This is a genomic window from Actinacidiphila sp. bgisy160 (genome assembly GCF_965342435.1).
Classification (GTDB): Bacteria; Actinomycetota; Actinomycetes; order Streptomycetales; family Streptomycetaceae; genus Actinacidiphila.
The window spans coordinates 103,602-126,886 of record NZ_CBDRCM010000013.1; the positions used below are offsets into that span (position 1 = coordinate 103,602).

13 protein-coding genes and 3 pseudogenes are annotated in these 23,285 nt (G+C 71.8%); 9 read left to right on the forward strand and 7 right to left on the reverse strand.

The window, feature by feature from the left end:
• Positions 1-55 precede the first annotated feature (55 nt).
• A complete protein-coding gene (locus ACRWNP_RS14015) occupies positions 56-913 on the reverse strand; it encodes a helix-turn-helix domain-containing protein (RefSeq protein ID WP_431961509.1) in 858 nt (285 codons plus the stop codon).
• A gap of 188 nt (positions 914-1,101) precedes the next feature.
• Between ACRWNP_RS14015 and ACRWNP_RS14020 the strand changes: the two genes are divergently transcribed.
• Both ACRWNP_RS14020 and ACRWNP_RS14025 read left to right on the forward strand, forming a co-directional pair.
• Complete coding sequence (locus tag ACRWNP_RS14020) at positions 1,102-1,863, forward strand: SDR family oxidoreductase (protein WP_431961510.1); 762 nt, start codon at positions 1,102-1,104, stop codon at positions 1,861-1,863.
• 422 nt (positions 1,864-2,285) lie between these two features.
• A complete protein-coding gene (locus ACRWNP_RS14025; protein ID WP_431961511.1) occupies positions 2,286-4,649 on the forward strand; it encodes a glycoside hydrolase family 95 protein in 2,364 nt (787 codons plus the stop codon).
• Between the two features lie 267 nt (positions 4,650-4,916).
• On the opposite strand, the gene ACRWNP_RS14030 is transcribed toward ACRWNP_RS14025, so the two are convergent.
• The 4 genes from ACRWNP_RS14030 to ACRWNP_RS14045 form a co-directional block, all read right to left on the reverse strand.
• Positions 4,917-5,588 carry a response regulator transcription factor gene (locus tag ACRWNP_RS14030; protein ID WP_431961512.1) on the reverse strand — a complete coding sequence of 224 codons (672 nt, stop codon included), beginning with the start codon at positions 5,586-5,588 and terminating at the stop codon, positions 4,917-4,919.
• 69 nt (positions 5,589-5,657) lie between these two features.
• Positions 5,658-6,362 (reverse strand): VanZ family protein, encoded by a 705-nt coding sequence (locus ACRWNP_RS14035; RefSeq protein ID WP_431961513.1) that lies wholly within the window; start codon positions 6,360-6,362, stop codon positions 5,658-5,660.
• Between the two features lie 239 nt (positions 6,363-6,601).
• The gene (locus ACRWNP_RS14040) at positions 6,602-7,042 is read right to left on the reverse strand and encodes a DUF6174 domain-containing protein (RefSeq protein ID WP_431961514.1); all 441 of its coding nucleotides are present in this window, start codon (positions 7,040-7,042) and stop codon (positions 6,602-6,604) included.
• Between the two features lie 100 nt (positions 7,043-7,142).
• Positions 7,143-8,432 carry an MFS transporter gene (locus ACRWNP_RS14045; RefSeq protein WP_431961515.1) on the reverse strand — a complete coding sequence of 430 codons (1,290 nt, stop codon included), beginning with the start codon at positions 8,430-8,432 and terminating at the stop codon, positions 7,143-7,145.
• Positions 8,433-8,772: 340 nt separating this feature from the next.
• On the opposite strand from ACRWNP_RS14045, the gene ACRWNP_RS14050 reads away from it, so the two are divergent.
• Together ACRWNP_RS14050 and ACRWNP_RS14055 are read left to right on the forward strand one after the other, a co-directional pair.
• Complete coding sequence (locus tag ACRWNP_RS14050; RefSeq protein WP_431961516.1) at positions 8,773-12,597, forward strand: S8 family serine peptidase; 3,825 nt, start codon at positions 8,773-8,775, stop codon at positions 12,595-12,597.
• Between the two features lie 314 nt (positions 12,598-12,911).
• Positions 12,912-16,346, forward strand: a complete 3,435-nt coding sequence (locus ACRWNP_RS14055; protein ID WP_431961517.1) for a phosphocholine-specific phospholipase C — start codon at positions 12,912-12,914, stop codon at positions 16,344-16,346.
• A gap of 81 nt (positions 16,347-16,427) precedes the next feature.
• Here ACRWNP_RS14055 and ACRWNP_RS14060 read toward each other — a convergent pair.
• Together ACRWNP_RS14060 and ACRWNP_RS14065 are read right to left on the reverse strand one after the other, a co-directional pair.
• Positions 16,428-16,940 (reverse strand): annotated as a pseudogene (locus tag ACRWNP_RS14060) (alpha/beta hydrolase fold domain-containing protein); the annotation flags it as partial.
• A pseudogene (locus ACRWNP_RS14065) lies at positions 16,939-17,202 on the reverse strand (putative quinol monooxygenase); the annotation flags it as partial. The pseudogenes ACRWNP_RS14060 and ACRWNP_RS14065, both read right to left, overlap by 2 nt.
• A gap of 15 nt (positions 17,203-17,217) precedes the next feature.
• On the opposite strand from ACRWNP_RS14065, the pseudogene ACRWNP_RS14070 reads away from it, so the two are divergent.
• The 5 genes and pseudogenes from ACRWNP_RS14070 to ACRWNP_RS14090 all read left to right on the forward strand — a co-directional run.
• A pseudogene (locus ACRWNP_RS14070) lies at positions 17,218-17,355 on the forward strand (AraC family transcriptional regulator); the annotation flags it as partial.
• A 380-nt stretch (positions 17,356-17,735) separates the two neighbouring features.
• A complete protein-coding gene (locus ACRWNP_RS14075; protein WP_431961518.1) occupies positions 17,736-18,842 on the forward strand; it encodes a maleylacetate reductase in 1,107 nt (368 codons plus the stop codon).
• On the forward strand, positions 18,835-19,722 hold the full coding sequence (locus ACRWNP_RS14080) for a dioxygenase (RefSeq protein ID WP_431961519.1): 888 nt from the start codon (positions 18,835-18,837) through the stop codon (positions 19,720-19,722). The genes ACRWNP_RS14075 and ACRWNP_RS14080 overlap by 8 nt, the downstream gene beginning before the upstream one ends.
• Positions 19,703-22,630: a BTAD domain-containing putative transcriptional regulator gene (locus ACRWNP_RS14085; RefSeq protein WP_431961520.1), complete on the forward strand. Its 2,928-nt coding sequence runs from the start codon at positions 19,703-19,705 to the stop codon at positions 22,628-22,630. Before ACRWNP_RS14080 ends, ACRWNP_RS14085 begins: the two co-directional genes overlap by 20 nt.
• Positions 22,631-22,736: 106 nt before the next feature.
• Positions 22,737-23,216, forward strand: a complete 480-nt coding sequence (locus ACRWNP_RS14090) for a flavin reductase family protein (protein ID WP_431961521.1) — start codon at positions 22,737-22,739, stop codon at positions 23,214-23,216.
• Positions 23,217-23,285 lie beyond the last annotated feature (69 nt).

Sequence of the window (23,285 nt, forward strand, 5' to 3'; positions counted from 1 at the left end):
GCCATCGCTATCGCGGGCGGGCGATGAGGACGGCACCGGTCGAACCCCCTGCATATCAGGTGGCCTTCGGGTGCGGGGTGTCCACCGGGGCGTCGGATTCGGTGTGTGAGAGTGCGGAGAGGAGGCGCAGCTTCTCGTCGCTGTCGCTGTTCTTGTCGGGGTAGTAGACGACGAGGATGACGTCGTCGATGGCGAGTTTGTCGCGGTGGAGGCGGAGTTCGCCGACGACGGGGTGGTTCACCGTGGTCGTGCCTCCGTCCAGGCCGCGGACGTCATGGCGGGCCCAGAGGGTGCGGAACCGCTGGCTGGACAGTGCGAGCTCGCCGACGAGCTCGACGAACCGGGGGTTGCCCGTGTCGTCCCCGATGGTGGTGCGAAGGGCGGCGACGAAATCGGCGGCGGCTTTCGTCCAGTCCTGGTGGAAGGCTTGCTCCTCGGGATCGAGGAGGAGGGAACGAAGCCGGTTCTGGCCGGGCCGCAGGCGGGGGGAGAGCGCCAGGGCCATGGGGTTGGAGGCCAGGACGTCGAACGCGCGCCCTTCGACGAAGGCGGGGATCTGGAGGTGGGCGAGCAGCTCGTGCACCCGCGCCGGTACGTGCTCGGGCTGCTTGCGGCGCGGCGCCCTGGGGCGTGCCGCCGTGAGGCCGAGCAGATACGTCCGCTCGATGTCGTCGAGCTGCAGGACGCGCGCGAGTGCCTCGAGGACCTGCTGCGAGGGGTTCGTGTCGCGGCCGCGTTCCAGGCGCAGGTAGTAGTCGGGACTGATGCCGGCGAGCAGGGCGACTTCCTCCCGGCGCAGGCCGGGCACGCGTCGGTTGCCGCCGGACGGGAGTCCCGCCTGCGCCGGGGAGACCAGCTCACGCCGGGCACGCAGATAGCTGCCGAGACGGTTGCCGGATACCTCATCCTTCATACCGCCACCGTAATGCCGTGCGCGGATTGCAGAGGAGGCCCTGGCAGGACCAGGGAAGACGGGGGCCCTGCCACGCCCGGCGGATGTCGTCAAGACTCCGGTAGCACTGTTTCGAAAGAGACGGACGACCTCACTGTCGCGCCGCAGGCCTGAACGCCGTCGGCGCCCCGTACTGAAGGGAAGATCCCATGGATCTGTCCAACCGCACCGTCCTCGTCGTCGGCGGAACCTCGGGCATCGGGCGGGAGCTGGCCCGCCGGTTCGCCGCGGCGGGCAGCACCGTGGCCGTTGCCGGCCGCAACCCGCAGGCGCTCTCGGAACTCGCCGGAGAGGGCTTCGGCACGTTCGGTGTCGACGTCACCGACAACTGCTCCGTCGTGTCTTTCCGTGACGATGCGCTGGCCCGGTACCCCGAGCTGGACACGGTGGTCACGATGTCGGGCGTCATGCTCCTGGAGGATCTGCGCGACCCCGCGCACTTCGCGGCGACGGAGACGACGATCGACACCAATCTGCTCGGCACCGTCCGGGTCGTCGACGCCTTCACCCCGCACCTGATCCGGCGGGGCGCCGGCACGTTGATCACCGTCACCTCCGGCATCGCCTTCCTGCCGTTCCCGCCCATGCCCAGCTACGCCGCCTCGAAGGCCGCGGTGCACGCCTACTCCGAGGCGCTGCGCGCGCAGCTCGACGGCACCGGTGTCGGCGTCGTCGAGCTCGTGCCCCCGGCGGTCGCCACAGCGGGCCAGGAGAAGGTGAACCCGCACGCGCTGCCGCTCGACGACTTCGCCACCGAGGTCATGCACCTGCTCTCGGAGGACCCCACCCCCCGCGAGATCCTCGTGAAGGGCGTCCTCATGCACCGCTGGGCCGAGCGCGACGGCACCTACGACGGCCTCGTCGCACAGCGCTCACAGGCCCTGGCCATGCTCCCCGGCCGCCAAGGCTGACGCCCCTTCCGCGGCCTGCCCCCTTCGGTCCCCGTCGGCCCGGTGGAAGCGATCGGGGCAGGAAGCGGGACTCAACGCCGGATTGGCCTCTTCAGGCGAGGGGAGGTACCTGCGCCGTGGCCCGGTCCTTTCCGGGCGCGGCGTCAGGTACGGAGTCTGCCGTCAACGCGCCTGCCCATGGCGGCCATGACCGGTCGAGCGGATCCGGCCCACACCCTGACAGACATCCGATCTACTCGCCTCGCAGAATCCCGAACCCCTGGTCACCGATGGGCAAATCACGGACTAAGGGGCGCAAGTTGCCCGCCGCCGCGAGCAAAGGTCGGGTTGATTCGCCATCAGCCGTTGACGCGAGCGAAACAGGCTGATTATTTATGAATACTTTTTGTGGGCTCCTGCAACCCCGGAAGGGAACCCTTGCCGTGTCCGCTTCTTCCCGCCGTGACTTCCTCCGCCTCGCCGGTGCCACCAGCGGAGGTCTCGCCCTGTCGGGCGGTCTCTATCCGTTCGCCGCACACGCCGCTCCCGCCCGCCCGTCCAGCGTGGACATCGTCCCGGAGGGCAAGGCCACGTCGATCTGGTACCGCACGCCCGCCAACGAGGCACGCATCATCCAGGAGGCCCTGCCCGTCGGCAACGGCCGGCTCGGCGCGCTGGTCGGCTCCGATCCGGCGGACGACTTCCTCTACCTGACCGACGGCGCGTTCTGGACCGGCGGCAGCAACGACACCCTGACTGACGACGGTCAACTCCCCTACGGCCCTGATGACTTCGGCAGCTTCGGCCTGCTGGCCAAGCTCCGCATCGCGCTGCCCGGCCACTCCGGCGAGGCGGTGAGCAAGTACCGCCGCCGGCTCGACCTGAGCAATGGCGTGGTCTCCGCGTCGTACCTGCACGAGGGCAACCTCCACCGCCGCGAGGTCTACGCCAGCCACCCGGACGACGTGGTCGTCGTCCGGCTCACCGGCGGCCCGCACACCGGAACGGTCTCGCTGGCCGGCACCCACGGGGAGACCACCGCGGGCGGAGGCGGACAGCTCTCGTTCGCCGGGAAGCTCAAGAACGGGCTGCGCTACGCCGCCGCGGTCACCGCGGTCAGCACCACGGGCCGGGTCAGCGTAGACGGCGACAAGCTGTCCTTCGCCAACTGCCGTGAGCTGCTGATCGTGATCTGCGGCGGCACCGACTACTCCCCCGACGCCGCCAAGGACTTCCGCGAGCCGGGCACCGATCCCCTCGCCGTGGCCCGCACCAAGATCACCGCCGCGGCGAAGGTGTCCGGCAACGAGCTGCTGAAGACCCATGTGTCCGACTACCACCGGCTCTACAACCGGTTCACCATCGATCTGGGTGAGTCGTCGGCCCTGCAGCGGTCCCTGGACTCCTGGTCGCGCATAGCCGTGAGGTACACCGACGCGTCGACGCCGGACCCGGAGCTGGAGGCCGCCTACGTCCAGTACGGCCGCTACCTGACCATCACCGGCTCCCGCGACTGGCTGCCGATGAACCTTCAGGGCATCTGGGTGCACAACAACAACCCGGACTGGTACGCCGACTACCACACCGACATCAACGTCCAGATGAACTACTGGCTGGCCGACCCGGCCGGGCTGGGCGAGAACTCGTACGCACTCGCCCGGTACTGCGTGTCGCAGCTGCCGGTCTGGACCGACGTGACCAAGCGGCTGTACAACGACGACCGCAACCGGTTCCGCAACAGCTCCGGGAAGATCGCCGGCTGGGCGGTGGCGTTCTCCACCAACATCCACGGCGGCAGCGGCTGGGCCTGGCACCCCTCCGGCAACGCCTGGTTGTGCAACTCCCTGTGGCGGCACTACGAGTACAGCCAGGACCGCGAGTACCTGGAACTGATCTATCCCGTCCTGAAGGGCGCGGCAGAGTTCTGGCAGGCGCGCCTGATCACGGCCACCGTCACCGACCAGGACGGGGCCTCGCGCGAGGTCCTGATCGACGACACGTCCTGGTCGCCGGAGCACGGCCCGGACGGGAAGGGCAACACGTACGGGCAGGAACTGGCGTGGGAGCTCTTCGAAGAGTTCAAGATCGCCTCCCGCGTGCTCCACCGGGACACCGACCTGGCCGCCGAGCTGGACGCGCTGCAGGCCAGGCTCTACCTGCCCCGGGTGAGCCCGAAGACCGGCTGGCTCGAGGAGTGGATGACCCCGGACAACCTCGGCGAGGTCACCCACCGGCACCTGTCCCCGTTGATCGGCTTCTACCCGGGCGACCGGATCGCCGCCGACACCAGCCCGCCCGCCCTGCTCGAAGGCGTCCGCGCACTGCTCACCGCCCGCGGCATGGACAGCTACGGCTGGGCGTGCGCGTGGCGGTCGCTGTGCTGGTCCCGGTTGAAGGACGCGGACAAGGCCTACCAGCTCTACCTGACGATCCTGCGGCCGTCGATCACCAACAGCAACGGCACGGCGGCCAACTGGTTCGACATGTACAGCCAGGGCAGCTACACGATCTTCCAGATCGACGCGAACCTGGGCGGTGCCGCGGCCGCGCTGGAGATGATCCTCTACTCCCGGCCGGGCGTCATCGAGCTCCTGCCCGCGCTTCCCGGTGCCTGGGCGGCCAAGGGCTCGGTGACCGGGGCCGGCGCCCGCGGGGGCTTCGATGTGGATCTGGCCTGGCGCAACGGCAAGGTCACCGAGGCGACCGTCCGCAGCACCGGCGGGACGACAACCGAGCTGCGCGCGGGCGACTTCCGCAAGAAGCTGACCCTCAAGCCCGGCAAGTCCGTGACGGTACACATCTCCTAGCGCCGTTCGCGCGGCCTCGCGCGTCAGGCACCCGTGAGGGGGCCGCGCTCCAGGACGCTGGAGCGCGGCCCCCTCACGCGTGCCGGCCCTGGCGATGCGAGCCGCCCGCGACGTCGGCCGGACCGCGGCGAGGCCGAAGCGGGCGCCCATGGACGGAGCGGCCGCGCGGCCACGGGAAGTGATCAGGGTGGCACGAGGGCGTCGGCGGCGAAGAGGAATCCGCCGTAGCTGAGGGTGAGTCTCAGCCGGGCGCTGAGCCCTGGGGGTCTATGCGTGAGTGCCGGTGTCGATCCGGTAGCCGACGCCGGGCACCGTTGCGATGAGCCATGGTTCGCCGAGTCGTTTGCGCAGTGCGGAGACGGTGATGCGGACGGCGTTGGTGAAGGGGTTGGCGTTCTCGTCCCAAGCCCGCTTCAGCAGTTCTTCGGCACTGACGACCCCGCCCTCGGCGGCGACCAGGACTTCCAGCACGGCGAACTGCTTGCGGGTGAGCGCGACGAAGCGTCCGTCACGGAAGACCTCCCGGCGGAAGGGGTCCAGCCGCAGTCCGGCGATCTCACGGACCGGCGGCCGGGCGTACGCGCGTCTGCGGTCGAGCGCCCTCAGCCGCAGGACGAGCTCCCGCAACTCGAACGGCTTGGTGAGGTAGTCGTCGGCGCCGAGCCCGAACCCGGAGACCTTGTCGTCGATCCGGTCGGCAGCGGTGAGCATGAGGATCGGGATGCCACTGCCCGAGGCCACGATGCGCCGGGCGACCTCGTCCCCGGACGGGCCGGGGATGTCACGGTCGAGGACCGCCAGGTCGTAGGAGTTCACGCTCAGCAGCTCCAGGGCCGTGACTCCGTCGCCGGCGATGTCGGCCGCGATCGCCTCGAGCCGCAAACCGTCACGGACGGCCTCGGCCAGATAGGGCTCGTCCTCCACGATCAATACACGCATGCCCTCAGCCTAGACAGCACCGCATATCGCCGACGTATACAAAAGAGGTGCGCACACCGGACACGCGACTCAGCCCGCCGGTACCGGTGCGGGGCGAGGCCGGTCCGACGGCGCCTCCGCGGTGGAGCGCCACCAGCGGCGCGACGCCAGCCCGGCCAGCACGGCGCCGGCGGCGTTGACCAGTACGTCGTCCACGGAGGACACCCGGTCGAGCCACAGGACGTACTGCGCGACCTCGACCAGGACCGAACAGCCCGCCCCGAGCGCCAGGATCCGCGGCACGGACGCCGGCGCGGCGAACCGCATCGGGGCGAAGAACCCCAGCGCGGCGAACACCAGCAGGTTGCCGACGATCCCGCCCGGCCCCATCGTGACCAGGTCCCGCAGCGGTACCAGGCTCACCCGACGGGGAGCGACACCGGCCCCGCCACCCGGCATCATGGTCATCCACAGGAACGGCAAGGTCCCATGGACCATGCCCACCTCGGCCAGCGACATCCGCCACGCCGCTGTGACGCCTGCGGCACGCCGACGGCGCGCCAGCGCCCCCACCACCAGCAAAGCAAAGGGCAGCGCGACCAACGTCATGAGCACCACCCCGTTGAACGTGTCGAAGCAGCCGTGCCACCGCCCGGCCATGCACCTCGGAGCGGACATCATGAGCGGCCGCCGCACGACGAACACGGCGCTCGCCAGAGCGAGGACCGCCAGGCCGATGAGCACCACCCTGCGGATGCGGCGGGGCGGCGCTGGCAGGGATGCGTTGTGGTTCATGCCCCCATTGCAGACGGAGGGCCGTTGCGGTGGCGTATGCGATTTTCGATACGCCCGCGATACACGCGATCCCCGGCACCGAGAGGACGTGCTCGAAGCCCGCCGCGTGCCGTGCGGGCGGCCCTCAGTCCCGGGGCCCGCGATGGACCCCGGCGGATGCCGGGCTGCGGCAGCCACGAACGTCTCGCGAGAAGAGACCGAGGACACCGGGGGAACCGTGACGGGCCGCGCCCGACGCGCTACGAAGTCGCCCGCAGGACGTGGTACTCGGTGATCAGGTAGTCGGCCTCGTCATCGACGGCGTTCGTCTCCCAGTCCAGGTGGATCTCGGTGGGGTGTCCGTCGGAACCGAACAGTGCTTGTGCGACATCGGCGTTGTCCGCGCGGGCCTGTCGAAGCTCGGCGAGGAGACCTCCAAGGGTCGGCACGTTGTGCGGCTCGCCCGCGACGGTCCGCCGGGCGGACGCGTCGAGACCGACGGCCTCGACGACCTTCCCGTGCGCCACGGTGATCCGGTACTTGCCGATCCCCCCACGCTCACCGCCTTCGGACAGCAGCGTGAAGGAGTAGCGCTCCGGCTCGACCCAGCGGGGCGAGGACTCGGCAGTCGAATCGCAGGCGGCCGCCGGAAGCGCGAGGGCTGATACCGCGAAGAAGGGGAGGATACGGAGCCTTGCCATGGGCGTGCCCTTCCGTGATCGGGTACCACTCCGACGCACCTGCGGGTGTTCCGGTTCCGCACCGGAATCGACCGGCTCAGGGGCGTCTTGGCGCCCGGGTTCACAGCACGTTGGCGTTGGCCTCCGGGGCCGAGTGGATGCCACCGGTGCCACTGGCGACGCCCGCGGTCCCCGGGAGACGCCGTACCGCCGGCACGCACAGCAGCGCGGCGGTGGCCGGGACGGCAATGATCGTCATCGCGTACAGGGTCGGCCGCACGCCCAGGGTCTCGGACACCGGGCCGACGAGTGCCAGACCGAGCGGCATGAGGCCCTCCGACAGCAGGTAGTCGTACGAGCTCACGCGGGACAGGGCACTCTCCGGCACGTGTGTCTGCAGCGTGGTCTCCCACAGGACGAAGAAGAGGGAGACGGCAACGCCGGTGACCGCTTCGAGGATCGCGATCAGGGCGAGGGACGCGCCGCTGCCGATGATGACGGCTTGGCAGGAGGCCACGGCGAGCGCCGCGGCAGCCACAGCCATGGGGCGCGCGATCCTGAGCCGGTAGGCGCACACGTCTCCGACGACGGCGCCGATACCGAAGGCCGCGACCACCACCGACCAGCTTGCCGCACCACCCCACTCGTCCTCGGCCAGGACGGGTCCCAGCACGAACACCGACGGCAGCACGACGACGTGGTAGACCGCGATGGCCGCCATGCCGGACCACACCCACGTCCTGGTGCGCACCTGGTCCCAACCAGCGCGCAGTTCCCCGAGGAACGTCTTCGCGGTGGCGTCCTGCGTGGTCCCGGTCTCCGTGGCGCGGGGTCGGAGCCGGGCCAGGAACGCGGCACTGACCGCGAAGGTGAGGGCGTCCAGAGCCAGTGCGCCGCCGGGGCCGGCCAAGGCGATCAGGCCACCGGCCACGGCGGGGCCGAGCACCAGTCCGGACGACTGAACGAAACCCCGCAGGGCATTGGCCTCTCGCAGCCGGCCGGACGTGACGACCAGTGGCAGCAACCCGGTGGAGGCGGGCAGGAAGAACGCGTCCGCCGTGCCGAACACGACCAGCAGCAGGACGAGATGCCGGACCTCGGCAGCGCCGGTCAGCAGCAGCACGGCGATGAGACCCTGCGTGACGAACCGCACCACGTCGGAGAGAAGCATGATGCGGTGCCGCCGGAAGCGGTCCGCCCACACGCCGCCCACCAGGGTGAACAGCAGCATGGGCACGAGTCCCGCGGCGGCCACCAGTCCGATGTCGGCCGCGGACCCGCCCACCGAGAGCACGGCGAAGGGCACTGCCACGAACGACACACGGTCGCCCAGGACGGACAGGGACTGCCCGATGAACAGGCGGGCGAACTGCGGTTCATCGCGCAGTACGCCGGGGATCAGGGATTTCACGCGGTGACCGACCAGGGACGAGAGGACAGAACGGCAGCGACCGATGCTATGGAAGGCCGTCTTGTCAGTCACCTGAATTAACGGATCGCCGCCCTCACCGTCCCGGCCGGCAGCTCAGAACGCCCCAACGTGGCCAAATGCCGGTGAAGGTGGTGCGGGCGGGCATGGCGTCGTTGTGACATGGCCCAGTTGTGCCAGGCGGGATCGCTGACAAGGTCTGTTCGCCCAACGGATGATTCCGATGATTCCGAACGGCTTGTGAACCGCAGTTGTACATGGGCCTTCGCTCACGGCGGTTCGGTGCCCGGACGCCGGGATGACAGAAGGGATGCAGACACCGATGAGACGGATCCGCCTCTGGGCGGTGATAGCGATGTCGGCGACCGTGGCGACGGGTGCGATCGTGCCCGCCTCCGCGCAGCCCCCCTCGGGGGCCGCGGCACGAACGCCGGCGCCGCAAGACCGTACGACCACCGTGCGCCTGATCACCGGCGACCGGGTCACCGTCAGCGACGCGCCGAACGGCAAGAAGACCGCCTCGGTGCAGCACGCGCCGGGCCGTGACAGGGTCGTCTTCCAGATCACCGAGAAGGGCGGCGCCCTGACGGTGCTGCCCTCCGACGCGGCGACGCTGGTCCGCACCGGGCGGCTGGACGCCGGTCTCTTCGACGTGACCTCTTTGGTCGCCCAGGGATACGACGAGGCGCACGCCGACGCCCTGCCGCTGATTGTCTCCGCGCCGGGGAGTTCGGCGCCTGCGGCCAGGAAGGCGGACGCACTCGCCCAGTTCCATGCCGACGACGCCGGACCGCGGCAGCTGCCGAGCATCGATGCCCAGGCGCTGCGCGTGGCGGACCAGGATCTTGCCGCGTTCTGGAAGCAGCTCGTGCCCGCGGCCGATGCGTCCATGGCGAAGGTGACGGCGGCGACGCCGAGGATCTGGCTGGACCACAAGGTGCGTCCGACGCTGGACCGCAGCACCGCGCAGATCAACGCGCCGGCCGCGTGGGCGGCCGGTTTCCACGGCGAGGGCGTCAAGGTCGCGGTCCTGGACACCGGCGCCGACCAGACACATCCGGACCTGGCGGGCCGGGTCAGCGAGGCGAAGGACTTCAGCGACAGCGGTTCGACCCAGGACCACTTCGGTCACGGTACGCATGTGGCCGCCACCGTCGCCGGCAGCGGCGCCGCCTCGAGCGGCCTGCGCAAGGGCGTCGCGCCCAGCGCCGACCTGCTGATCGGCAAGGTGCTCGGCGACAGCGGTTCCGGCAGCGAGTCCCAGGTCATCGCGGGCATGGAGTGGGCCGCGACGCAGGGCGCCAAGGTGGTCAACATGAGCCTCGGCGCGGACATGCAGACCGATGGCACCGACCCCATGAGCCTGGCGGTGAACGAGATCTCCCGCAGCAGCGGCGCGCTGTTCGTCGTCGCCGCGGGCAACGCCGGCGAGCTCGGCGAGCTGACGGTGGGCTCGCCCGGCGCGGCCGACGCCGCCCTCACCGTCGGCGCCGTGGACCGCGACGACTCGCTGGCCTCCTTCTCCAGCCGGGGCCCGCGCTTCGGCGACAAGGCGGCCAAGCCGGACATCACCGCTCCGGGCGTCGGGATCGTCGCCGCGCGGGCCGCCGGCACGACCATGGGCGACCCGGTGGACGACCACTACGTCGCGGCGAGCGGCACGTCGATGGCTACGCCTCATGTGGCGGGTGCGGCGGCGCTGCTGGCCGGGCAGCATCCCGGCTGGACGGGTGAGCAGCTCAAGGACGCGCTGGTCAGCACGTCCCACACGGTGTCCGGGCAGGTGCCGACCGAGCAGGGCGGCGGCCGCGTGGACGTCAAGGCCGCCTTCACCTCCCCCGTCACCGCCACCGCCACGATCATCCTCGGCCCGTTCGACCGGGGCGGATCCCCGGTACAGCGGGCCGGCGTGGTCCGCTACACCAACAACTCCGGCGACGAGGTGTCGCTGAGCCTGCGGGCCGCGCTGACGGCCAAGGGCGGCAAGGAACTCCCCGCGCAGGCGCTGACGCTGGGTGCGGACACCGTCCGCATCGCCCCCGGTGCGACCGTCGAGGTTCCGGTCGGCGTCGACCCGTCGAAGGCGGGCCGCGGCTCCTACTACGGCTACGTCACGGCGACGTCCGCCGGCGGCGTCTCGGTCCACAGCACGCTCAGCCTGTGGGTGCGCGCCCCGATGCACAAGCTGACCGTCGACTCCCTCGGACTGGAGGGAGAACCCATGGCGTGGGCGCTGCTCGACGTCTTCGGAGGCGACACCGAGGTCCAGTTCACCGACATGGGGGTCGCCCAGGTCGAGGAGGGCACCTACCTGGTCGGCGGCACGCTGGCGGAGGACGGCGGCGACGGCGTCCGGGTGTTCCAGGTCGTCAACCCCGAGGTGAAGGTCACCAAGGACACCACCGTCACCCTGGACGCGCGCGAGACCAAGCCGGTGCGGGTGCGCACGCCCAAGCCCGCCGAGCGGCGCAACAACCTGACCTACCAGATGTACCGGAAGATCGACGGCGTCGAGCAGACCATGGGCGTCTACTACGAGGACGGCGGCGGGGACGTCGACCTGTGGGTGAATCCCACGTCCAAGGTCACCGAGGGCGAGTTCGAGTTCAACTCCCGCTGGGAGATGACCGCTCCCGACCTCGTGACCGAGGTGCGCGGCGCGGACTTCGGCCTCGAGTCGTTCTACGCCAAGCAGTCCGCGCCGTTCGACCCCGACGGTGAGCGGCTCGTCGCGGTGGACGCCGGCACGAGGGACAAGCCGGACCTGCGGCCCGCCACCGTGCGGGGCAAGCTCGCGGTGATCCGCGACGACTACGCGATGGACGGGTACGACCTGGCGGAGACGGCCGCGAAGGCGGGCGCGAAGGGTGTCGCGATCGTCCTGCCCCGGGGATTCCTCGCCTATACCAGCTGGAAGCCGATGGACACCCGTTCCGCCGTGCCCGTCATCCGGATGACCGGGGACGACGGCGCCAAGCTGCTGCAGTACATGGAGACGCACAAGGCCGTCATCGACGTCTCCGGGACGGTCGAGAGCCCGTACCTGTACGACATCACGGCGAACTGGCGGCAGCAGATCCCGCAGGACGTGACGTACACCGTCACCGACCGCAACACCGCGCGGGTGAAGGCCTCCTACGCCAACAACGGCGCGCTGCACTGGACCAGCGAGCAGCGCTTCAGCTGGCGCCCGTACACGGAGGTCGCCTGGGAGACCTCGCGCTGGGCGCCGACGGGCAAGGCCCGCACGGAGTACGTCACCTCCGGGGACACGCAGTGGATGCACGACGTCGCCTTCATGACCGGTCCCGACCTGTTCTACGGCGGGGCGCTCCAGTCCGGCCTGCGTGACACCCCGCGCACCTTCAAGACGGGCGAGAAGGCGACCGAGGAGTGGTACAAGGCCGTGGTGCGGCCGTCCATCCCGCGCGGCTGGAACCGTCCGGCCGTCCGGAACGGCGACATCCTCAGCGTGGCGATCCCGGAGTACACCGACGCGGTGGCGGGCCACTGGGGCCGCAGGCAGGTCGCCTCCTTCGGGGGAGGCATCGGCGGGCGGACCGCAGCGCCCGGCACGATGGACGACCCGTCCTACTCGCAGGGGGACACCGTGGCGGCAGTCCTCTACCGCGACGGCACGAAGGTCAGCGAGGCCGCGGGCGCGTGGGGGAACTTCTCCGTCCCGTCCGGAGCGGCCGACTACCGCCTGGACCTGACGACCGAGCGCGAGACCGAGTTCTGGCAGACCGGTACGAGGACCTCCACGTCCTGGACCTTCCGTTCGGACACCGCGGCCGGGGAAACGCTGCTGCCGCTGCTCCAGGTCGACTACGGCGTCCCCGCCGACCTCGACAACGCCGTCCGCGGCGGGAAGCGGCACGACCTCGGCCTGACCGTCAGGAACCAGGACGGGCTGGCCGCCCCCACCGGGGTCGAGCTGAAGGTCGAGGCCTCCTTCGACGACGGCAAGAGCTGGAACGGGCAGGTCCGCATCAAGGACCGCGGCCACAACCGGTTCACCGCCACCATCGAACGACCCGGCGACCGGCGCGAGGGCGCGTACGTGACCCTGCGCGTCACCGCCACCGACAAGGCGGGCAACACGGTCCGGCAGACGGTGGAACGCGCCTACCGGATCGCCGGGTAGGCACGCCCACCCGTACGACCACGGCGGGTGCCGGGGGCCCGGCCCCCGGCATCCGCCGTGGTCGTACGGACGTGGACCAACGCCGCCCGGAAGTCGCCCGTGCCGTGATGAGACCGGCTCACGGCGCGGTCGCCGCGGTGACGACGCCGCTCCGCGGTCATCGGCCGGCGATCAGGGCGTCGACCGTCATGAGAGCTCCAACGTGGCCGTCGGGCGGGCCGGGAGGGGAACATCCGGTGCCGCTCGGTGAACGCTCGACGAAGATCCGTCACGTAGGGTTACGCCGCGCGGCGGAGGCGACCTAGCCTCCGGGCATGTCTGACGTTTCCCGCCGTAAGGTTCTCGGCGCCCTCGCCGGTGGAACCGCCCTCTCCTTCCTTCCCCCGTCGCTGCACCAGGCGATGGCCGCGCCCATGCCGCGCGGCGGGATGGGCGCGATCGAGCACGTGATCATCCTGATGCAGGAGAATCGTTCCTTCGACAACTACTTCGGAACGCTCAAGGGCGTGCGCGGCTTCGGCGACCGTACCCGGCTGCGTCTGCCCAGCGGGGCGAGCGTCTTCGAACAGCCCCGGCCCGGCGGTGGCGACGTGCTGCCGTTCTCGGCCCGGCGGGCGGCGGTCGACGCGAACCGTCCCGAGAGCGACATCCAGTACCTGGGTTCGCTCGCGCACGGATTCTCCGACGCCAACCAGGCCCGGGGGAACGGCTGGTGGGACAACTGGATCGCCGCGAAGAGCCAGAGCACCATGGCCTTCTACGACCGGCACGACATCCCGCTGCAGTACGAACTGGCCGACCGCTTCACCATCTGCGACTCCTACTTCTGCTCCGTCTACGGTTCGACCAACCCCAACCGCAACTATCTGTGGACCGGCACGACCGGTTACGAGCCGGACGGCGCCGACCGGGCCCTCACCAACGCCGCGTACGACTACAAGCACGCCGGCTACGACTGGACGACGTACCCCGAGCGCCTGGAAGCCGCCGGCGTCTCCTGGCAGATCTACCAGGAGTGGGACAACTTCACCGACAACGCGGTGGAGTACTTCCGGCCCTGGAAGGAGATCGGCCGGAAGGTCCTGGCCGAGGTCAGCGGGCAGTACTCCACCACCGAACAGTTCTACGACGGCCTGTGGGACAAGACCGCGGACCAGCGCAAGGCCGCGCTGGCGCAGTTCCAGCAGGGCGTCGACGCGCTGACCAAGGCCGAGCGGCAGCTGTTCCTGCGGGGCGCCTTCCGCTCCGAGCCGGACACCCTCGTCCAGCGGCTCACCTCGGACATCAAGAAGGGCACGCTGCCGCAGGTCAGTTGGATCGTTCCGACGGCGGCGCTGTCCGAGCACCCCGGCAGCTCCACCCCGGTCGGCAGCGCCAATCTCGTCTACGACCTCCTCGACGCCATCGCCGGCGACCCGAAGACCTGGTCCAAGACGGTGCTGTTCGTCAACTTCGACGAGAACGACGGCTACTTCGACCACGTGCCCGCTCCGGTCGCGCCGAAGCCGGACTCCGGCAACAGCGAGGACTGGTACAAGGGAAGCCCGGTCGGTCCCGGCCCGCGCGTGCCGATGACGGTCGTGTCGCCCTGGACGGTGGGCGGTTTCGTCAGCTCGGAGGCGTTCGACCACACCTCGGTCATCCGGTTCCTGGAGAAGTGGACCGGTGTCCACGAGCCCAACATCAGCGCCTGGCGACGCACCGTGTTCGGTGACCTGACCTCGGCCTTCGACTTCGACCGCGCCCACCGGCAGCCCGAGGTGGAGCAGCCCGGCCAGGTGCCGGCCCCGGTCGGCCGGTGGAACCCCGTACCGCCCAAGGAGCAGTCGCTCCCGGACCAGGAGTCCGGAACCCGCCGGACGCGCCGCTCCCCGTACCGGCTCTCCCTGCGTGCGGAGGTGGCCGGCGCCGCCGTGCGGCTGCGGCTCGGCAACGAGGGCGGCGCCGGTGCCACGTTCACGGCCTACCCCGGCGACGGCACCGCTCCAAGCGCCTGGACCGTGGCCGCCGGCGAGAGCGCGACCGGGACGGTGGAGTTCGGCGCCGACGGCTACGACCTGCAGGTCCACGCACCCGGATGGTCGGTGTGGGAGCTGCGCGGCGCCGGTGTGGGCGGCGAGGCGTACCTCGTCGAGCATCCCGCACCCGGCCGGGTGACGGTGGTGTGCTCCAACCCCTCCCCCCACACCCGTACGTTCCTCGTCGGTGAGTCGGTGTACTCCCGCTCGCACGGCGACCGCGTGGAGACCGTCACGGTCAAGCCCGGCAAGTCCCACACGGTGCACCTCGACCTCGCGGACCACGGCTGGTACGACGTGGTGGTCGTGGACCGGGACGATCCGTCCTTCCTGCGCCGCATGACCGGCCGCCTGGCCGACGGCAAGCCCGGCATCACCGACCCGGAGACCGGCACGGCCCCCGCCCTGGCGGCGGCGATCAGCCTGCCGGCGGCGCTGCCGTCCCTGGACACGCCGTTCGCGCAGGGCAACCCGACCGATGTCGTGGTCACCGTGCGGAACCAGGGCGGCCGGCGGCTCGACGCCCTCTCCGTCGCCCTGCTCGCCCCGGCCGGCTGGACGGTCCGGCGGACCGCAGGCGCACCGACCGCACTGCGGGCCGGCGACTCGGCCGACGTGCGCTTCACGGTCACGCCCACCGGGGACGCCGCCGCCGGGCGGCTGGTCGTCGCCGCGCACGCCGACGACGGGCTGCTCAGGATCGCCGACGCCCGTGTCCTGGCCAAGGTCGCCCCGGCCATGAGCGTCGCGCTCACCGGTCCGGCGAGTTCTCCGGGTACCGACGGGACCGTGCTCACGCCGGGCGGGCCGGTCACCGTGACGGCCACCGTCATCAACGCCGGCGTCGCGCCGCTCACCGGACTGGCGGCCACGCCCGCACTCCCCGAGGGCTGGACCGCCACCGTCAAGGGCGGCGCCCCGGCGTCGGTTCCGGCCCGCTCGTCGGCGTCGATGGCCTGGGACGTCGTCGCGCCCGCCTCCGCCGCGCGTGTCTCCGGCAGTCTCAAGGTGACCGTGACGGCGAAGCTGAACGGCGGCGAGACGGAGGCTTCCGCGTCCCTGCCCGCCAGGACGGGGCCCGCCATGAGCGGCTATCTGCTCGCGGAGGACTTCGAGTCCGTCGCCCCCGCGCTCGTCGCTGCGGCCGATCTCAGCCGGCCCGGCCTGCTGGGCTGGACCCGGACCGCCCCCGACGGCTGGACGGTCACCAACGCGCCGACCATGCCCCTGGGTACGCGGGAGCTGCAGGGCTGGAGCTTTTTGTCCAAGCAGTTCTGGTTCCCCGCCGGGCAGGACCGTCCCGACTTCAGCCGGGCCCTCGGCGTGGTGGCCGTGGCCGACCCCGACGACTGGGACGACACCGGCAGCCCGTCCGGCCGGGGCCGGTTCGACTCGACGCTCACCACCCCCGCCGTGACCATCCCCTCGGGCACGTCCACCCTCCACCTGGGCTTCGACTCCCACTACCGGCAGGAGAGCCCGCAGGAGGCCGAGGTCACGGTCGCGTTCGACACCGGCGACCCGGTCCGGCTGCTTCACTACAGCAGCGCGACGTCCGGGAACACCAACCTGGGTCAGGACCAGGAGAACCGGCTCGTCCTCCTGTCCTGCCCCATCCCCGCGGGGGCGACGTCGGCGAAGGTCAGCTTCCGGATATTCAACGCGGGCAACAACTGGTTCTGGGCGATCGACAACGTCCGCCTGGGCACCGGGCCGATCGCCGACGCCTGACCGGCCGTAGGCCGGCCGGCTCCTTGGCGAGGCGGCGGGCATCAGCCCGTCGCCTCGCCCGTCAGCCGGGACCTCGGGGCGTTATGCGGTGCCGTTCGGGGACAGGAGCCGGGCGAGCCAGTCGGTACGGGTCCGGCGGGCCGTGGCCGAGATGCGCGCCTGCGGGTAGAGGGCGTCGAAGCCGTGGAAGCCGCCTGCCCATACGTGGAGTTCGGCCTGGCCGCCGGCCGCCCGGATGCGGGTGGCGTAGTCGGTGTCCTCGTCACGGAAGACCTCGGCGGAGCCGGTGTCGATGTAGGTGGCCGGCAGGCCCGACAGGTCGTCGGCCAGCGCGGGCGAGACGTGCAGGGCCACCTCGTCGCCGGTGAGGTCGCCCAGGACGGCGCGCCAGCCGAACTCGTTCATCTCGCGCGACCACACGGCGGGCCCGCCGGAGAACTGGCGGCTGGACTCACTGTTGTTGCGGTGGTCGAGCATGGGGCAGATCAGTATCCGCGCGGCGATCGCCGGGGTGCCGAGGTCGCGGGCCAGCAGGGCGACCCCGGCGGCCAGTCCGCCGCCCGCGCTGGCACCGGCGACGACGATCCGGCCGGGCGGCCTTGCCCCGGACCGGGACGTAGTCGGTGTAAGCGGGCTCCGCGGCGAGCGGTCGGTCGATCCGCGCCACGATGGCCTGGGCCGCCGCGCCGGCGAAGATCCGGTGGTGGTCCTCCTCGCTGGTCCACCCCTCGGTGACGTGGACGACGTCAGGGGCCGACGCGGAACGGGAGACGAGGTAGACGACGCAGTGTTCGCTCGCGCCGGGGCTGCCCTCGTTCAGGCCGGTCAGCGGGATCGCGACCAGCCGGTCTCCCATTCCTGGCCTGGCGGTCACCCGGGCGACGTCACCGGAGTCGGGCAACGTGTCGGCTACGACAACCCCTCGCAGTTCAGCCGTGAGTACCGCCGCCAGTTCGGCGCTCCCCCGAGCCGGGACGCGGCCCGCATGCGGGACGCCGCGCGCACCCCGTACGCGCCCCGACCAGGGCGGAGGCCCACGACGCCCCGACCGCCGGAAAAGCGGCTCACCCAGGCCTGCCCGCGAAGTGCCGTATTGTCGAATTGCGCCGCACAACGCAATTGCCGTTCCCGCGAGCCGGCGCTTTCCGGTGCCCCACGCGGCGCTCGCCCGGTCCACTGTCCCAGGACGCCCGCTGACGGCCCTCGCGGCGCGCGCATCACCAGTATGGGTGATGTTCGCCCCGCTCCCCGGATGCCGGAGCCCAGCCGTTCGTCGCATGAATGCGGTAATCGACTCGACCCGCGCACAATCGCTCGGAACATTCATTGACGCATCACCGCGCCGCCGATGAGACTCCATTTCCGGTAAAGGATATGCGAGGGGCAATCATGAAGTCGTTCGTGCACAGGGGACAGATCACGAAAGTGGTCTTCGGCACCGGAACGCGCGCGAGGCTCGCCGACGAGGTCCGGGCGCTGGAACGCGGCCGGGCCCTCGTGCTGTGCACCCCCGGACAGACCGGCCAGGCCCGCGAGGTGGGCGAACTCCTCGGCCCGCTGACCGCCGGCGTCTTCGACCAGGCGGCGGCCCACACACCCGTGGCGGTCACCGAGAAGGCGCTCACCGCGGTCCGGGCCGCCGACGCGGACTGCCTGGTCTCCGTCGGCGGCGGCTCGACCATCGGGCTCGGCAAGGCCCTCGCACTGCGGACCGGGCTGCCGCACCTCGCGCTTCCCACCACCTACGCGGGCTCGGAGATGACGCCGATCCTCGGCGAGACCCAGGGCGGGGTGAAGACCACCCGGCGGCTGCCCGAGATCCTGCTGGACACGGTCGTGTACGACGTCGACCTCACCTTGACCCTGCCGCCGCACGTCGCCGCGGTCAGTGGCCTCAACGCCATGGCCCACGCCGCGGAGGCGCTCTACGCGCAGGACGGCGACCCGCTGGCCTTCCTCGCCGCCGGTGAGGCCCTGGACGCCCTGGCCGAGGCGCTGCCGGCGATCCTGCGGGATCCCGCCGACACCGAAGCGCGCGCCACCGCACTGTACGGGGCCTGGCTGGCGGGGACCTGCCTGGGCACCGTGGGCATGGCCCTGCACCACAAGGTGTGCCATGTCCTGGGCGGCTCCTTCGACCTGCCGCACGCGCAGACGCACGCCGTCGTGCTGCCCCATGTCATCGCCTACAACGCTCCGGCGGCCGCGGCGGCCATGGCCCGGATCGGCCGGGCGCTGCCCGGTCCCGACCCCGCCGCCGCGGTCTTCGACTTCGCGGGCGGTGTCGGCGCACCCCGGGCACTGCGCGACCTCGGCATGCCCGAGTCCGGCATCGGGAAGGCCGCCGACCTGATCGTCAGCGACGGCTACTGGAACCCGCGGCCGGTGCACCGGGACGCCGTTCACGACCTCCTGCGGCGCGCCTGGGCCGGGGAACCGCCGGCCCGGGCCGTCCTCGGCCCTTCCTCCGACCCGATGGGAGCCCGTCATGCGTGACCTCACCGACAGCAGCATCACAGAGGCGGTCGTCGCCGCCGTCCGCGACGCGAAGGACGCCCGCCTCGCCGAGATCCTCCAGGCCCTGGTCCGCCACGCGCACGACTTCGTCCGCGAGACCGGCCTCACGGAGGAGGAGTGGGCGCGCGGCATCGACTTCCTCACCCGCACGGGACAGATGTGCACCCCCACCCGGCAGGAGTTCATCCTGCTCTCCGACGTGCTGGGGATCACGATGCTGGTCGACGCGCTCGGCAACCGGCGCACGGCGGGTTCGACGCAGAACAGCGTCCTCGGCCCCTTCTTCCGCGACGACCGTCCGCAGGCGGCCGACGGCGCCGACATATCCGGCGGACTGCCCGGCACGCCCTTGTTCTTCGAGGGACTGGTCACCGACGACCACGGCACGCCGGTCGCGGACGCCGGGATCGACGTCTGGCACAGCGACGCGGACGGCCACTACGACGTGGACGTCCCCGGCCTGTCCGACCCGGCCATGCGGGCCCTGCTGCGCACCGACGGCGAGGGCCGCTTCCGTTTCCGCTCGATCCGCCCGTCGAGCTACCCCATCCCGGACGACGGGCCCGTGGGCGAGCTGATGCGGGCCACCGGCCGGTCCGTCATGCGGCCCGCGCATCTGCACGTCGTGATCGCAGCCGAGGGCTTCCAGCGCGTGACCACGATGCTGTTCCCCTCCGACGACCTGTACCTCGACCAGGACCCGGTCTTCGGCGTCAAGCAGTCGCTGGTGGCGGAGTACGCGAGCCACCCGGCCGGCACCGGCCCGTACGGCACGCGGACCGACGAGCCGTACACGCTGCTCCGTCACACCTTCGTGCTCGAGCCGGGACGGTCGGCTCATGACCCGCGGCCTTCCTGACGGGCGGCTCCCGGCACTGCCGGACCTGCCGGCGCACGTCGTCCCGCGGCCGCGGGTGACCCGCCGCATCCTGCAGGCGCTGGCCGGTCATCCGGTGCTGCTCGTCGCGGCCTCCGCCGGCGCGGGCAAGACCACCGCGGTCCTCCAGGCGGCACGGGCTCTGCCGGGCCCGGCCGCCTGGATCCCCCTGGGTGGCCTCCCCGCCGGGGACGGCGCGGGGGAAGCGCTTCGCGACCGGGTGGCGGAGGCGGTGGCGGTGTGCGCCGCGGGCGCGGGGCCACCCGTTCTCGTGGTCGACGGGCTGGAGCACATCGCGGGCCGCGCGACCGCGAAGGACGCGCTCACCGCGCTCGTCGCGCAACCGCCCCCGGGGCTGCGACTGGTGCTCGTCAGCCGAGCGGAGCCGCCACAGGGCTTCGGCGGTCTCGGCGACGTCCATCGCGTCGCGTTCCTCGACGACACCGACCTCGCCTTCGACGTCCCCGAGGCCGCCCGCGCCCTGCGCCCCGCCGGACTCGACGGCCAGGCGCGGTTCCGGGTGCGGGCCACCGGGGGCTGGGTCACCGGTGTCCTGCACGACTGGTGGGCGACGGATCCCACGGCCCCGGCCGGCAGGCTCGACCTCATCTCCGCCGGCCTGCTGCGGCAGCTCACCGAGGACGAGGTGGCACTGCTCGTCGCCACCAGCGTGCTGGACGAGGTGACCGCCGAGTCCGCGAACGCGCTCGGGTTGTCCGGCCCGGACCGGGTGATGGCCTCACTGCGCCACCGCCGGCTGCCGCTGACCTGGTCCCATGACGGCACGCGTGTGCGTGTGCTGCCGCGGTTCCGCCACTACCTGCGCAGGCGCGCCGACGCCATGGAGGAGGGCGCCCGGCGCGAGTTGAGGCGCCGGCACGCCGCGTTGCTCGAGTCGGCGGGCCGTCACGAGGAAGCCGTGACGGAGCTGCTGATGGCCGGAGAGTCGGCGGCGGCCCGGCGCGGCGCCGAACAGGTCCTGCCCGGCATCCTGGACCGGCTGGACCTGGCCACGGCGGAGAGCTGGCTCGACCGGATGCGACCGGTCCCCGGACCGCCCGCCCCGGGGCTCGCCTCCGCCGCGCTGCGCGTCGCGTTCGGCCGCGAACAGTGCTGGCGCGGGCTGCGGCTGGCCGACCACCACGGACCGTCCTGGTGGGGCCGGCTGCCCGAACAGCCCGGCGGCACCGAGGACCTGGCGCTGCTGGTGTGGTGCTTCTGGCACGCGGGCAGGACCGACGAGGCCCGGCGGATGCTGCGCGTCATGCCCCCCGGCCGTCACCGCGACATCGCCGCGGCCCTCATGTCCCTCGCGGACGGCGGCTCCCTCACCCCGCTCCCGGAGCTGCGGGCCGACGCCACGGGCCCGGTCGAGGTCATGCTGATGCGCATCGCCTACACGGGCGGCCGGCTCGCCGGACTGCAGGGCGATCCCGCTCCGTACGGCGCCTGGCACCGTGCCACCGGCACCCCCTGGACGGTCGCGGCGCTGCGCGCTACAGGACGCATCTCCCAGGCCGGCGACATGTACGCCTCGCTCGGCGACGGGCCCCGGCCGGTGTGGCTGACGGCCATCGACGGCGTGGAGCTGATGGCCGACCTCGGACGGCGCGAGGAGGCCTGGACGTCGCTGGAGGCCGGACGTCCGGCCATCGCCGCGACCGGCTCACGCGTGTACGAGATCCTCAGCCTCCTGCTGGAGGCGAAGCTGGCCCTGCGGCTCGACCGCGACCTGACGCGGGCCGCCCGGGCGCTGGCCGCGGCGGCCCGCCGCGGCAGCTCCCGCTATGCCTTCACGAGGGAACTGGCCGGCACCTGGTACGGGCTTCAACTCCTCCTGGCGGGGCGGGACCTGGAAGCCGCCCGCGAACTGACCGACACGGTCGGCGCCATGACCGCGGGCGACCGGCTGCTCGAACTGCCCACCGCCGCCGTCTACCTGAGCGAGGCGATGTGGCGTGCCGGCGACGCGGAGGCCGCCGACGCCGCGGCCGACCTGGCCCTGGAGGTCGCCGCGGCCCAGGGCGGCCGCCATCTGCTGCTGCAGGCGCTGGACGACGTGCCTGCGGTCGCCGTGCGCAGGGCGGACGCCGAGCCGTCGCACTCCTCGGCGTGGCACGAACTGGTGGCGGCGCTGTCCTCGGGCCGGGCGCTCGGCGCCCCGGCGGCACCACGGCTGGTGCTCGAGGAGTTCGGGGTGGTCCGGCTGTCCGCGGACGGGCGGGAGGTCCATCCGCGTCTGGCCAAGAGCACCGAACTGCTGGCGTTCCTGCTGACCAGGCCCGCCGCGACCGCGCGGCGGGCGACGCTGCTGAACTGCTTGTTCCCCGGCCGGAGCGACGCCGCGGGGCGCAGTTACCTGCGGCAGGCGGTGTACCGGCTGCGGGAGGTGCTTCCCGAAGGGATGGCGCTCGTGCAGGAGGGTGACGTCTACCGCCTGACGCCCGAGGCGTCCGCGGCGGGCTCCTCGGGTGGCTTCCGGCGCCTGCTGGCCGAGGCCGGCAGGCAGGACGGCGAACACCGGCTCCACACCCTGCTGCGGGCACTGCGGACCGCGGGGGCCGGCCCGTACTTCGAGGGCGTCTCCACCCCGTGGCTGGACGCCCGGCGCGAGGAGCTGGCGGCGGCCCTCACCCAGGCACAGGTCGACGCCGGCGCCGTCGCCCTGCGCCTGGGCCGGATCCGCGAGACCCGTGAGCTGGCGGGGGCGGCGCTGGCCCGTGATCCGTACCGTGAGCAGGCCTGGCGGCTGGCGCTGGCCGGCGCGGAGGCCGCCGGCGACGACGACGAACTCCTCGACCTGTACCGGGGTTACCTGCGGGCCATGGCCGATCTCGGCGTGCGCCCGTCGGAGGAGATGAGACGCCTGGTCGAGCGGCTGCGCCGATGAGGCGTGAACCCCCGGCCACGGTGCGGTTTCCCCGGCATTAACAGGTGGCGGCGCACAGTTCACCACGTCCACCAGGGCTCGGCTCACTCCTCATCGGAGGTCTCCCATGACTGACACCCTCGACATGACCGTCGCCTTCCGCGCCACGATGGGACGCCTGGCCACGGCGGTCAGCGTCATCACCACCCGGACCGCAAGCGCCCCCGTGGGCATGACGGCCAGTGCGGTCTCCGCGCTGTCCCTGGACCCGCTGCAGCTGATCGTGTGCATCGGAAACCATCTGTTCACCCGCACCGCGATCGCCGAGCACGGGCGCTTCGCCGTGAACGTCCTGGGCGAGGACTGCGAACACCTGGCCCGCACCTTCTCCGCCCCGGTGCCGGACCGCTTCGCCGGCGTGGCCGTCGACGAGGACCACGGAGTGCCGGTGCTCAAGGACGCGATCGCCGCGATGGTCTGCGACGTCTCCCAGGCCCTGCCGGGCGGCGACCACACCATCTTCGTCGGTGACGTCCGGCACTTCGAGCACAAGACGCAGGCCCGTCCGCTGCTCTACTTCGCCGGCGGATTCGGCGTCATGAGCTAGGTCCCGCCGAGCGGTCGCGTACCACCGCGACCTCCTCAAGTCCCCCCGGTGCCCGGTGCCGTGACGTGC